We start from the raw sequence: 9,578 nt of genomic DNA, 5'->3' as shown, positions 1-9,578 counted from the left end.
GACGGGGACCGGAATTTGCTTACTTGGCCTTGTTGGCAGCGGCGCGAGCCGCCTTCTTTTCGGCTTCGCTCGGCCCCGCTTCGGGGATCGCCACCGAACCGCCAGCCTTTTCGACCGCGGCAACAGCGCCCTTCGATGCGCCGGCAACCGAGAACGCCACCTTGGCGGTCAGTTCACCCTTGCCGAGCAGACGCACGCCGTCCTTGCCACCACGAGCGAGGCCAGCAGCCTTCAGTGCGCTGTGATCGACGGTGCCCGAAATGTCGAGCTTGCCGGAATCGATCGCCTTCTGGATCATGCCCAGATTCACTTCGGCATAGTCCTTGGCGAAGATGTTGTTGAAGCCGCGCTTCGGGATGCGCATGTGGAGCGGCATCTGGCCACCTTCGAAGCCATTGATGCTGACGCCCGAACGCGCCTTGGCACCCTTCTGGCCGCGACCGGCAGTCTTGCCCTTGCCCGAGCCGATACCACGGCCCACGCGCATACGGCCCTTACGGGCGCCATAGTTGTCGTTAAGTTCGTTCAGTTTCATGTCTTGCACTCGCTTTCGCTTTGAGTCGCGCTTCGGAAGGTTGCGCGCCTAGACGATCGGCCCCGGCTTGTCACCCCTCCAGGACCTGACGAAGCACCACGCTCCCGGCCCCAAAGGAAAACCCCGGCACACGGCCGGGGCGTCCCGTTTTTCCATCAGGGAAGCAATGGTCAGTCGACCACGGCCACCATGTGGGGAAGCTTGGCGATGGCGCCGCGCACTTCGGCCGTGTCTTCCAACTCGACCACGCGGTTCATCTTGCCCAGGCCCAGACCAACCAGAATCTTCTTCTGGCTTTCCGGGCGACGGATCGGCGAACCGATCTGCTTGATCTTGATCGTTGCCATGACCGATTACTCCGCGATGGCTTCGGCAGCAGCTTCGGCTTCGACCTGCGAAGCACCACCACGACCGAGCAGATCAGCAACCTTCTTGCCACGACGCTGCGCAACCGACTTCGGCGAAGTCTGGTCGGTCAGTGCGTCGAAGGTGGCGCGGATCATGTTGTAGGGGTTGGACGTGCCGACCGACTTGGTCACCACGTCGGCAACGCCAAGGCTTTCGAACACGGCGCGCATCGGACCACCGGCGATGATGCCCGTACCGGCGGGCGCCGTGCGTACGTTCACCTTGCCAGCGCCGAAACGGCCCTTGCCGTCATGGTGCAGGGTGCGGCCTTCCTTCAGCGGCACGCGGACCATTGCGCGCTTTGCAGCGGCAGTAGCCTTGGTGATCGCTTCAGGCACTTCGCGAGCCTTGCCCTTGCCGAAGCCTGCACGGCCCTTGCCGTCGCCGACCACGACGAGTGCTGCAAAGCCGAAGCGCTTGCCGCCCTTGACGGTCTTGGAGACGCGGTTGATGTGAACGAGCTTTTCGATCAGCTCCTCGCCACCTTCCTCGTCGTTGTTGCCACGACCGCGACGGTCATCGCGACGGCCACGGCCACCGCGTTCGCCACCACGATCATTCCCGCCACGACCGCGACCGCGACCGCGACCTTCACGCTGCTCACCGCCGGTTGCTTCGGCCGGGGCGGCGACTTCCAGGTTGGTTTCGTCAGCCATTGTCAGAACTCCAGCCCGCCTTCACGGGCGGCATCGGCCAGCGCCTTGACGCGGCCATGAAACAGGAACCCGCCGCGATCGAACACGACAGTGGTGATGCCGGCGGCCTTGGCCTTTTCGGCGATCTCGGTGCCAACCTTGGCGGCAGCATCGACATTCGCGCCGATCGACTTCTCGCCCTTTACAAGCGTCGAAGCAGCGGCAAGCGTCTTGCCCTGTGCGTCGTCGATGATCTGGACGTAGATGTGACGGCCGGAGCGATGCACCGACAGACGAGGACGACCGCCCGAGCGCGCCTTGAGCGCGGTACGGACACGCCGGCGGCGGCGTTCGAAGAGAGACAGCTTTGCCATTACTTCTTCTTCCCTTCCTTGCGGAAGATAAACTCGCCGCGGTACTTAATACCCTTGCCCTTGTAGGGCTCGGGCTTGCGCCAGCGACGGATCTCGGCGGCAACCTGGCCGACCTTCTGCTTGTCGATACCCGAGATTTCCACCGTGGTGTTGTCAGGGGTCTTGATCTCGATGCCTTCCGGCACCGCGAAATCGACGTCATGGCTGTAGCCAAGCTGCAGCTTCAGGTTCTTGCCCTGCGCGTTGGCACGATAGCCGACGCCGGTGATTTCAAGAACCTTGGTGTAGCCCTGCGTGACGCCGGTCACGAGGTTGTCGACGAGGGTGCGCTGCATGCCCCAGAAAGCACGGGCCGACTTGGTGTCGTTCGCAGGCTTCACGAGGATGCTATCACCATCGACGGTGTAGCTGATTTCGTCACGGAGCGCGAGCGTCAGGGTGCCCTTCGGGCCCTTCACGGTCAGCACGCCGTCAGCGATGTTCGCGGTGACCCCACCAGGGATCGTCACCGGCTTTTTGCCGATGCGGCTCATCAGAACACCTCCGCAAGCACTTCGCCACCGACGTTGGCAGCACGTGCTTCGGCATCCGAAAGCACGCCCTTCGGCGTCGAGACGATGGTGATGCCAAGGCCGTTGCGGATAACCGGAAGTTCCTTGGAACCCGAATAGACGCGACGGCCAGGCTTGGAGACACGGGCAACATGCTTGATCGCAGGTGCACCTTCGAAATACTTCAGCTCGATGCGCAGCTGCGGGTGGGCACCAGTGGTGTCCTCCGAGAAACCGCGAATGTAGCCTTCACGCTGAAGGACTTCGAGCACGTGCGCACGCAGCTTCGAAGCGGGCGAAAGGACGGAATCCTTCTTCGCCTGCTGGCCGTTGCGGATGCGGGTGAGCATATCACCCAGGGGGTCGGTCATTGCCATCGGATGATCCTTACCAGCTCGACTTGGTCACGCCGGGGATAAGCCCCTTGTTGGCCAGGTCACGCAATTCGATGCGGCACAGGCCAAACTTGCGATAATAGCCACGCGGGCGGCCGGTGGTGTTGCAACGGTTGCGGACGCGGGTCGGGTTCGCGTTGCGCGGAAGTTGTGCCATCTTCAGACGGGCAATGAGCCGCTCGGTTTCATCGAGCGATTCATCGTCGGCCTGGGCCTTCAGCGCAGCGTACTTCGCCGCATACTTCTGAACGAGAGCCTTGCGCTTCTCGTTCTTGTTGATCGAACTCAGTTTCGCCATTGGACTTAAGCTCTTTCCTAGAACTGGCTCAGGCGGCCTGCTGCTGTTCAGCAGCATCCTGCGGGAACGGGAAACCGAACAGGCGAAGCAGCTCGCGCGCTTCCTCGTCGGTCTTGGCAGAGGTGGTGACGATGATGTCCATGCCGCGCACCTTCTCGATCTGGTCGTAGCTGATCTCCGGGAAGATGATCTGCTCTTTCAGACCCATCGCGTAGTTGCCACGACCATCGAACGACTTCGGGTTCAGGCCACGGAAGTCGCGGATGCGGGGCATTGCGATGGTGATGAGACGGTCGAGGAATTCGTACATGCGTTCACGGCGCAGGGTAACCTTGCAACCGATCGGCATGCCTTCACGCAGCTTGAACTGCGCGATGGACTTCTTCGCCTTGGTGATGACAGGCTTCTGACCGGCAATCAGCTCCATTTCGGCAGCTGCGGTCGTAACCTTCTTCTTGTCCTGGCTCGCTTCGCCCACGCCCATGTTCAGCGTGATCTTTTCGATGCGCGGGATTTCCATCGCGTTCTTGTAGCCGAACTTTGCCTGCATCGCGGCAGCGATCTCGGCGTCATACTTCGACCGCATACGCGGAACGTACTTGTCAGCCATCGATGGCCTCCCCGGACTTGACGGCCACACGGACCTTCTTGCCGTCGCGTTCTTCGAAGCGGACGCGGGTGGCCTTGCCATCCTTGTCAGCTACCGAAACCTTCGAGATGTGCATCGGCGCTTCGAAGCGATCGATGCCACCCTGCGGGTTGGTCTGGCTCGGCTTGCGGTGACGCGCGGCGATGTTCACGCCCTGCACGACAACCTTTTCATCCTTCGGAAGAACTTGCAGCACCGTTCCGGTGCGGCCCTTGTCCTTGCCCGAACGAACGACGACAGTATCGCCCTTCTTGATCTTTGCGGCGGCCATTACAGCACCTCCGGCGCGAGGCTGATGATCTTCATGAAGCCCTTGCCGCGCAGTTCGCGAACAACAGGTCCGAAGATACGGGTGCCGATGGGCTCTTCGTTCTTGCCGACGAGCACGGCAGCATTGCCATCAAAGCGGATGACCGAACCGTCGGAACGGCGGACGTCCTTCTTCGTGCGCACGATAACAGCGCGGTGCACGTCGCCCTTCTTAACGCGGGCGCGCGGCTGCGCTTCCTTCACCGACACCACGATGATGTCGCCGACGCTTGCGAACCGACGCTTTGAGCCACCCAGCACCTTGATGCACTGGACGCGCTTGGCGCCGCTGTTGTCCGCCACGTCGAGATTGGATTGCATCTGGATCATTGATCCGGTTCCTTCTCACTGGCTTGCCGGAACCAGTCCGGCAGTTCCAAAACAGGTAGCAGGGGCCGCTACACGACTTTCGCCGCGAAGCAACCCCTAACTTGGCTGACGACCTATCAGACGTCCGCTTCGAGAGCGGTGCCCTTGCCGGCCTGAACGCGGTCGATGACCTTCCACGTCTTCAGCTTCGAAATCGGCGCGGTCTCCTCGATGCGCACGGTCTCGCCGGTCTTGAAGGCATTCGCCTCGTCGTGGGCGTGATACTTCTTCGAGCGGCGGATGATCTTCCCGTAGAGCGGGTGCTTCACCTTACGCTCGACCTTCACGACCACGGTCTTGTCGGTCTTGTCGGAAACAACGGTTCCGACCAGAATACGCTTGGGCATATTGGCTTCCTTACGCCTGGGCCGACTGAGAACGCTCAGTCTGCAGCGTCTTGATGCGCGCGATGTCGCGACGGACTTCCTTGATGCGCGCGGGGCGCTCAAGCTGGTTCGTCGCGCCCTGGAAACGCAGGTTGAACTGCTCGCGCTTCAGTTCGGCGAGTTCAGCGTTAAGCTGGTCGTCGCTCTTGGCGCGAAGGTCTTCGATCTTGGCCATCATTCGACTCCCAATCACTCGCCGCCAAGGTGCGAAGTGTCACCCAGGCGGGCGACGACCTTCGTCTTGATCGGCAGCTTCATCGCGGCGCGGCTGAACGCTTCGGCCGCCAGCGGGCCGGGAACGCCGTCCAGTTCGAACAGGATGCGACCCGGCTTAACGCGGGCTGCCCAGTATTCGATCGAACCCTTGCCCTTGCCCTGACGGACTTCGGCAGGCTTCTTCGAAACCGGCACGTCCGGGAACACGCGGATCCACAGGCGGCCCTGACGGCGGATGTGGCGCGTGATCGCGCGGCGAGCCGCTTCGATCTGGCGAGCGGTGACGCGCTCCGGTTCCAGGGCCTTGAGGCCGTAGGAGCCGAAGTTCAGGTCCGTACCACCCTTGGCCAGGCCGTGGATACGGCCCTTGAAGGTCTTGCGGAACTTGGTCTTCTTCGGTTGCAGCATGGTGCTTCTCTACCCTCGAGGCTCAGCGTGCCGGACGGACGCCGGAAGTCTGCGCTTCCATCATCAGTCGGTCCTGCGCCATCGGATCGTGACCGAGGATCTCACCCTTGAAGATCCAGGTCTTGATGCCAATGATGCCATAAGCGGTCAGCGCCTCGGCTTCGGCGTAGTCGATGTTCGCGCGCAGCGTGTGCAGCGGAACCCGGCCTTCGCGATACCATTCGACGCGGGCGATTTCAGCACCGCCAAGACGGCCGCCGCAGGTGATCTTGATGCCTTCGGCACCCAGACGCAGAGCGGACTGCACGGCGCGCTTCATCGCACGACGGAAAGCAACGCGGCGGACCAGCTGGTCAGCGATGCCCTGAGCGACGAGCTTCGAATCGATTTCCGGCTTGCGGATTTCGACGATGTTCAGCTTCACGTCGCTGCCGGTCATCGTGGCCAGCTTCGAGCGCAGCTTTTCGATGTCCGCGCCCTTCTTGCCGATGATGACGCCGGGACGAGCGGCATAGATCGACACGCGGCACAGCTTGGCCGGACGCTCAATCACCACCTTCGAGATCGCTGCCTGCGGCAGGCTCGAAACGATGAACTTGCGGATCTCAAGGTCTTCCTTGAGCATCTGCGCATAGTTGCGGCCTTCCGCGTACCAGCGGCTGTCCCAGGTGCGGTTGATCTGCAGGCGCAGACCGATGGGGTTCGACTTGTGACCCATGATCAGGCCTCCTCAACTTCGCGAACCACGATCCGAAGACGCGAGAACGGCTTCAAGATGCGGGTCGACTTGCCGCGGCCACGGGTGTGGAAGCGCTTCATCGTGATCGACTTGCCGACCGAGGCTTCCGCCACGACCAGAGCATCGACGTCGAGGTTGTGGTTGTTTTCCGCGTTGGCAATCGCCGAAGCGAGCACCTTGCGGGCATCAACCGCCATCGCCTTCTTCGAGAAGGCGAGGATGTTCATCGCGTCTTCGGCCTTGTGACCGCGGATCAGCGACGCCACCAGGTTCAGCTTCTGCGCCGAACCACGGATCTGCGTGCCAACCGACAGCGCTTCCTTGTCGCCAACGCGACGGGGTGCCTTAGGCTTGCTCATCAGCGCTTGCCCTTCTTGTCAGCGGCATGGCCGGGGAACGTGCGCGTGGGCGCAAATTCGCCAAGCTTGTGGCCGACCATCTCTTCAGAGACGGAAACCGGGATGAACTTGTGCCCGTTGTAGACGTTGAACGTCAGGCCAACGAACTGCGGAATGATGGTCGAACGACGCGACCAGGTCTTGATGGCGCCAGCGCGCGATCCTGCATCGTGAGCGGCCTCGGCCTTCTTCAGCAGATGCAGGTCGACGAAGGGGCCCTTCCAGACGGAACGTGCCATGTGGTCTTACCTCTTCTTCTTCGCGTGGCGCGAACGGATGATCATCTTGTCCGTCGACTTGTTGTGACGGGTGCGGGCGCCCTTGGTCGGCTTGCCCCACGGCGTCACAGGATGACGGCCACCCGAAGTACGGCCTTCACCACCACCGTGCGGGTGATCGACCGGGTTCTTCGCGACGCCGCGAGTCAGCGGACGCTTGCCCAGCCAGCGGTTACGACCGGCCTTCGCAAGGTTGGTGTTGGCGTTGTCGGGGTTCGAAACCGCGCCAACGGTCCCCATGCAGTCGCCACGCAGGTAGCGCTGCTCACCAGAGTTCAGACGAACGATGACCATACCGCGGTCACGACCGACGAGCTGGACATAGGTGCCTGCCGAACGTGCGATCTGACCGCCCTTGCCCGGCTTCATCTCCACATTGTGGATGATGGTACCAACCGGCATCTGCGACAGCAGCATGGCATTGCCAGGCTTCACGTCGGTCTTTTCGCCAGCGACAACCGTGTCACCAACCGCAAGACGCTGCGGTGCGATGATGTAGGTCTGTTCGCCGTCTTCATACTTGATGAGAGCGATGAACGCAGTGCGATTGGGGTCATATTCCAGACGCTCGACAGTAGCCGGCATGTCCCACTTACGACGCTTGAAGTCGATGAAGCGGTACTTCTGCTTGTGGCCACCGGCGATACCGCGCGAAGTGACGTGACCCTTGTTGTTACGGCCACCGGTCTTGCTCTTGCCTTCGGTAAGAGCCTTGACGGGCTTGCCCTTCCACAGCGACGACTTGTCGACGAGGATCAGGCCGCGCCGGGCGGGGCTGGTCGGATTATAGCTCTTGAGTGCCATGTGCTGCGCCTCAGATACCGCTGGTGACGTCGATCGACTGGCCTGCGGCCAGGGTCACGACAGCCTTTTTGACGTCGGTGCGCTTGTAGGGCTTGCCCTTCCAGCGCTTGGTCTTACCCTTCTGCGTCAGGGTGTTCACCTTGGTGACCTTGACGTTGAACAGGGCTTCAACCGCTGCCTTGATCTCCGGCTTGGTCGCCTTTTCGGCAACCTTGAAGACCACGGCGTTGTTTTCGCTGAGCAGCGTTGCCTTTTCGGTGATGTGGGGAGCCACGATCACGTCATAGTGCCGCGTGTCGATTGCGTTAGCCATTGAAACGCGCCTCCAGCTTTTCGACAGCAGCGCGCGTCAGCACCAGCGTGTCATGCTTCAGGATGTCGTACACGTTGGCACCGATGGCGGGCAGCACGTTGACGCCGACGATATTGCGGGCAGCCTTGGCGAAGTTGTCGTTCACGGCTTCACCGTCGATCACGAGAACCTTCTTGCCCCAGTTCGCCTTGGCGAGCTGGCCGACCAGAGCCTTGGTCTTGGCATCCACGTCGAGCGTATCGACGATCACCAGACCAGCCTTGGCCTTGCTCGAAAGCGCCATCTTCAGGCCGAGCGCACGAACCTTCTTGTTCAGCGAGATGTTGAACTCGCGAACGCGGGGACCATGAGCCTTACCACCACCGATGAAGATCGGTGCCTTGCGGTCACCGTGACGAGCCGTACCGCCGCCCTTCTGGCGACCGAACTTCTTGCCGGTGCGCGCAACGTCCGAACGCTCACGCGCCTTGCGGGCAATGCCGCGACGGTTTTCGAGCTGCCAGGTGACGACGCGATGCAGGATGTCGGCGCGCGGCTCGAGACCGAACACGTCTTCCGACAGTTCCACTTCGCCCTTGCCGGCAGTGCCGTCGAGATTGAGGACCTGAACCTTCACGACTTAGCCCTCCTGACCTTCGGTCGCTTCGACAGCCGCGACATCTGCGGGCGTGTCGGCAGCAGCCGAGTCATTGCTGTTGGCGGCCTGCTTGAGGCCTGCGGGATAGGGCGCTTCAGCGTGACGCGAAACCTTCACGGCATCGCGCACGAGCAGCCATGCGTTCTTCGAACCGGGCACAGAACCCTTCACGAAGATCAGGCCACGCTCATCATCAGTGCGGACGACTTCGAGGTTCTGCTGGGTGCGCTGACGGTCGCCCATGTGGCCGGCCATCTTCTTGTTCTTGAAGACGCGGCCCGGATCCTGGCGGTTACCGGTCGAACCGTGGGCACGGTGCGAGATCGAAACACCGTGGGTGGCGCGCATACCGCCGAAGCCCCAGCGCTTCATAGCGCCCTGAAAGCCCTTGCCTTGGGTGTTGCCGGTGATGTCCACGTACTGGCCGGGGACAAAGTGCGAAGCGGCAATCGTGGAGCCGACATCGAGCAGCGCATCGTCAGCGACGCGGAACTCGGCGACTTCCATCTTCAGCGAAACTTCAGCCTTGGCAAAGTGTTCGCGCTGCGGCTTGGCAACGTTCTTCTGCTTGGCTTCGCCTGCACCGAGCTGAACCGCGACGTAACCGTCACGATCTTCAGTGCGAACCGAAACCACCTGGCAATTTTCAAGCGACAGGACAGTGACCGGCACGTGCCGCCCATCTTCCTGGAAAAGGCGGGTCATCCCCACCTTCTTCGCAATCACGCCGGTGCGCATGATTCATACTCCATAACAGAGGCCTGCCGGGCCCATCCCGACAGGCGTGTTCAACCCGTGTATGAAGCGCGCCCCCGACCGGGCTGAATGCCACCGCCAGAACGGTGACCATCGGGGGACGCTTGCCCGGCAATGCCC

Annotated in this window: 20 protein-coding genes; all 20 read right to left on the bottom strand. The window is 61.9% G+C overall.

Annotation, left to right across the window (positions count from 1 at the left end; translation table 11 throughout):
- Positions 1–19 precede the first annotated feature (19 nt).
- Entirely contained in the window at positions 20–535 is a 516-nt protein-coding gene (gene rplO / locus HGI47_RS13245) for a 50S ribosomal protein L15 (protein WP_168853243.1), read from the bottom strand.
- A 170-nt stretch (positions 536–705) separates the two neighbouring features.
- Positions 706–882: a 50S ribosomal protein L30 gene (rpmD, locus tag HGI47_RS13240; protein WP_168853242.1), complete on the bottom strand. Its 177-nt coding sequence runs from the start codon at positions 880–882 to the stop codon at positions 706–708.
- Between the two features lie 6 nt (positions 883–888).
- On the bottom strand, positions 889–1,599 hold the full coding sequence (rpsE, locus tag HGI47_RS13235) for a 30S ribosomal protein S5 (RefSeq protein WP_168853241.1): 711 nt from the start codon (positions 1,597–1,599) through the stop codon (positions 889–891).
- Between the two features lie 2 nt (positions 1,600–1,601).
- Positions 1,602–1,952 (bottom strand): 50S ribosomal protein L18, encoded by a 351-nt coding sequence (rplR, locus tag HGI47_RS13230; protein WP_168853240.1) that lies wholly within the window; start codon positions 1,950–1,952, stop codon positions 1,602–1,604.
- On the bottom strand, positions 1,952–2,485 hold the full coding sequence (rplF, locus tag HGI47_RS13225; protein WP_168853239.1) for a 50S ribosomal protein L6: 534 nt from the start codon (positions 2,483–2,485) through the stop codon (positions 1,952–1,954). Before rplF ends, rplR begins: the two co-directional genes overlap by 1 nt.
- Positions 2,485–2,880 (bottom strand): 30S ribosomal protein S8, encoded by a 396-nt coding sequence (gene rpsH / locus HGI47_RS13220; protein ID WP_168853238.1) that lies wholly within the window; start codon positions 2,878–2,880, stop codon positions 2,485–2,487. Before rpsH ends, rplF begins: the two co-directional genes overlap by 1 nt.
- A gap of 10 nt (positions 2,881–2,890) precedes the next feature.
- A complete protein-coding gene (rpsN, locus tag HGI47_RS13215) occupies positions 2,891–3,196 on the bottom strand; it encodes a 30S ribosomal protein S14 (protein WP_168853237.1) in 306 nt (101 codons plus the stop codon).
- A gap of 28 nt (positions 3,197–3,224) precedes the next feature.
- Entirely contained in the window at positions 3,225–3,806 is a 582-nt protein-coding gene (gene rplE, locus HGI47_RS13210; RefSeq protein ID WP_168853236.1) for a 50S ribosomal protein L5, read from the bottom strand.
- On the bottom strand, positions 3,799–4,116 hold the full coding sequence (rplX, locus tag HGI47_RS13205) for a 50S ribosomal protein L24 (RefSeq protein ID WP_168853235.1): 318 nt from the start codon (positions 4,114–4,116) through the stop codon (positions 3,799–3,801). The genes rplE and rplX overlap by 8 nt, the downstream gene beginning before the upstream one ends.
- Entirely contained in the window at positions 4,116–4,484 is a 369-nt protein-coding gene (rplN, locus tag HGI47_RS13200) for a 50S ribosomal protein L14 (protein WP_168853234.1), read from the bottom strand. The genes rplX and rplN overlap by 1 nt, the downstream gene beginning before the upstream one ends.
- 116 nt (positions 4,485–4,600) lie before the next feature.
- Positions 4,601–4,870 carry a 30S ribosomal protein S17 gene (gene rpsQ, locus HGI47_RS13195; RefSeq protein ID WP_168853233.1) on the bottom strand — a complete coding sequence of 90 codons (270 nt, stop codon included), beginning with the start codon at positions 4,868–4,870 and terminating at the stop codon, positions 4,601–4,603.
- 10 nt (positions 4,871–4,880) lie between these two features.
- Entirely contained in the window at positions 4,881–5,087 is a 207-nt protein-coding gene (gene rpmC, locus HGI47_RS13190) for a 50S ribosomal protein L29 (protein WP_039334358.1), read from the bottom strand.
- An 11-nt stretch (positions 5,088–5,098) separates the two neighbouring features.
- Positions 5,099–5,533: a 50S ribosomal protein L16 gene (gene rplP / locus HGI47_RS13185; protein WP_144902025.1), complete on the bottom strand. Its 435-nt coding sequence runs from the start codon at positions 5,531–5,533 to the stop codon at positions 5,099–5,101.
- Positions 5,534–5,555: 22 nt separating this feature from the next.
- Positions 5,556–6,251, bottom strand: coding sequence for a 30S ribosomal protein S3 (gene rpsC / locus HGI47_RS13180; RefSeq protein WP_168853232.1), 696 nt, complete (start codon positions 6,249–6,251; stop codon positions 5,556–5,558).
- 2 nt (positions 6,252–6,253) lie between these two features.
- Positions 6,254–6,631, bottom strand: a complete 378-nt coding sequence (gene rplV, locus HGI47_RS13175) for a 50S ribosomal protein L22 (protein ID WP_168853231.1) — start codon at positions 6,629–6,631, stop codon at positions 6,254–6,256.
- A complete protein-coding gene (gene rpsS / locus HGI47_RS13170) occupies positions 6,631–6,909 on the bottom strand; it encodes a 30S ribosomal protein S19 (RefSeq protein ID WP_039334365.1) in 279 nt (92 codons plus the stop codon). Before rpsS ends, rplV begins: the two co-directional genes overlap by 1 nt.
- 6 nt (positions 6,910–6,915) lie before the next feature.
- Positions 6,916–7,752 (bottom strand): 50S ribosomal protein L2, encoded by an 837-nt coding sequence (rplB, locus tag HGI47_RS13165; protein ID WP_168853230.1) that lies wholly within the window; start codon positions 7,750–7,752, stop codon positions 6,916–6,918.
- Positions 7,753–7,762: 10 nt separating this feature from the next.
- Entirely contained in the window at positions 7,763–8,065 is a 303-nt protein-coding gene (locus HGI47_RS13160; RefSeq protein WP_168853229.1) for a 50S ribosomal protein L23, read from the bottom strand.
- Positions 8,058–8,681 carry a 50S ribosomal protein L4 gene (gene rplD / locus HGI47_RS13155; RefSeq protein WP_168853228.1) on the bottom strand — a complete coding sequence of 208 codons (624 nt, stop codon included), beginning with the start codon at positions 8,679–8,681 and terminating at the stop codon, positions 8,058–8,060. The genes HGI47_RS13160 and rplD overlap by 8 nt, the downstream gene beginning before the upstream one ends.
- 3 nt (positions 8,682–8,684) lie before the next feature.
- Positions 8,685–9,440, bottom strand: coding sequence for a 50S ribosomal protein L3 (rplC, locus tag HGI47_RS13150; RefSeq protein WP_168853227.1), 756 nt, complete (start codon positions 9,438–9,440; stop codon positions 8,685–8,687).
- Positions 9,441–9,578 lie beyond the last annotated feature (138 nt).

Origin of the sequence: Novosphingobium sp. ERN07 (genome assembly GCF_012641335.1) — a bacterium.
In the GTDB taxonomy this organism is placed as follows: Bacteria; Pseudomonadota; Alphaproteobacteria; order Sphingomonadales; family Sphingomonadaceae; genus Novosphingobium.
Note: the sequence above shows the minus strand (reverse complement) of the source record. Positions and strands in the feature narration are given on the sequence as shown.

What these genes read in the sequence shown, in the direction of transcription:
- rplO (WP_168853243.1), bottom strand. Translation starts at nt 535, where the DNA reads ATGAAACTGAACGAACTTAACGACAACTATGGCGCCCGTAAGGGCCGT.
- rpmD (WP_168853242.1), bottom strand. Translation starts at nt 882, where the DNA reads ATGGCAACGATCAAGATCAAGCAGATCGGTTCGCCGATCCGTCGCCCG.
- rpsE (WP_168853241.1), bottom strand. Translation starts at nt 1,599, where the DNA reads ATGGCTGACGAAACCAACCTGGAAGTCGCCGCCCCGGCCGAAGCAACC.
- rplR (WP_168853240.1), bottom strand. Translation starts at nt 1,952, where the DNA reads ATGGCAAAGCTGTCTCTCTTCGAACGCCGCCGCCGGCGTGTCCGTACC.
- rplF (WP_168853239.1), bottom strand. Translation starts at nt 2,485, where the DNA reads ATGAGCCGCATCGGCAAAAAGCCGGTGACGATCCCTGGTGGGGTCACC.
- rpsH (WP_168853238.1), bottom strand. Translation starts at nt 2,880, where the DNA reads ATGGCAATGACCGACCCCCTGGGTGATATGCTCACCCGCATCCGCAAC.
- rpsN (WP_168853237.1), bottom strand. Translation starts at nt 3,196, where the DNA reads ATGGCGAAACTGAGTTCGATCAACAAGAACGAGAAGCGCAAGGCTCTC.
- rplE (WP_168853236.1), bottom strand. Translation starts at nt 3,806, where the DNA reads ATGGCTGACAAGTACGTTCCGCGTATGCGGTCGAAGTATGACGCCGAG.
- rplX (WP_168853235.1), bottom strand. Translation starts at nt 4,116, where the DNA reads ATGGCCGCCGCAAAGATCAAGAAGGGCGATACTGTCGTCGTTCGTTCG.
- rplN (WP_168853234.1), bottom strand. Translation starts at nt 4,484, where the DNA reads ATGATCCAGATGCAATCCAATCTCGACGTGGCGGACAACAGCGGCGCC.
- rpsQ (WP_168853233.1), bottom strand. Translation starts at nt 4,870, where the DNA reads ATGCCCAAGCGTATTCTGGTCGGAACCGTTGTTTCCGACAAGACCGAC.
- rpmC (WP_039334358.1), bottom strand. Translation starts at nt 5,087, where the DNA reads ATGATGGCCAAGATCGAAGACCTTCGCGCCAAGAGCGACGACCAGCTT.
- rplP (WP_144902025.1), bottom strand. Translation starts at nt 5,533, where the DNA reads ATGCTGCAACCGAAGAAGACCAAGTTCCGCAAGACCTTCAAGGGCCGT.
- rpsC (WP_168853232.1), bottom strand. Translation starts at nt 6,251, where the DNA reads ATGGGTCACAAGTCGAACCCCATCGGTCTGCGCCTGCAGATCAACCGC.
- rplV (WP_168853231.1), bottom strand. Translation starts at nt 6,631, where the DNA reads ATGAGCAAGCCTAAGGCACCCCGTCGCGTTGGCGACAAGGAAGCGCTG.
- rpsS (WP_039334365.1), bottom strand. Translation starts at nt 6,909, where the DNA reads ATGGCACGTTCCGTCTGGAAGGGCCCCTTCGTCGACCTGCATCTGCTG.
- rplB (WP_168853230.1), bottom strand. Translation starts at nt 7,752, where the DNA reads ATGGCACTCAAGAGCTATAATCCGACCAGCCCCGCCCGGCGCGGCCTG.
- HGI47_RS13160 (WP_168853229.1), bottom strand. Translation starts at nt 8,065, where the DNA reads ATGGCTAACGCAATCGACACGCGGCACTATGACGTGATCGTGGCTCCC.
- rplC (WP_168853227.1), bottom strand. Translation starts at nt 9,440, where the DNA reads ATGCGCACCGGCGTGATTGCGAAGAAGGTGGGGATGACCCGCCTTTTC.